Consider the following 470-nt stretch of genomic DNA (forward strand, 5'->3'; position numbering starts at 1 on the left):
GACTTCCCGGGCGACGACATCCCGGTGATCGCAGGCTCCGCGCTTGCGGCGATGGAAGGCCGTGATCCGGAAATCGGCGAGAACAAGATCCGCGAACTGATGGCGGCCGTGGACGAGTACATTCCGCAGCCGGCACGTGCGATCGACCAGCCGTTCCTGATGCCGATCGAAGACGTGTTCTCGATCTCGGGTCGTGGTACGGTTGTGACCGGTCGTGTCGAGCGTGGCGTGATCAATGTCGGCGACGAGATTGAGATCGTCGGCATCCGCGACACCACCAAGACGACCTGCACGGGCGTGGAAATGTTCCGCAAGCTGCTGGACCGCGGTGAAGCCGGCGACAACATCGGCGCGCTGCTGCGCGGCGTCGACCGTGAAGGCGTCGAGCGCGGCCAGGTTCTCTGCAAGCCGGGTTCGGTGACACCGCACACCAAGTTCGAAGCCGAGGTCTACATCCTGACCAAGGAAGA

The 470-nt window shown here is 63.6% G+C and carries 1 protein-coding gene; it reads left to right on the forward strand.

Features of this window, described 5'->3' with window-relative positions:
* A partial coding sequence (locus Q1B16_RS22310; RefSeq protein WP_299794635.1) for an EF-Tu/IF-2/RF-3 family GTPase occupies window positions 1–470 on the forward strand: 470 nt, incomplete at both ends.

It is taken from the genome of uncultured Marivita sp., assembly GCF_947488135.1.
Lineage (GTDB): Bacteria > Pseudomonadota > Alphaproteobacteria > Rhodobacterales > Rhodobacteraceae > Marivita.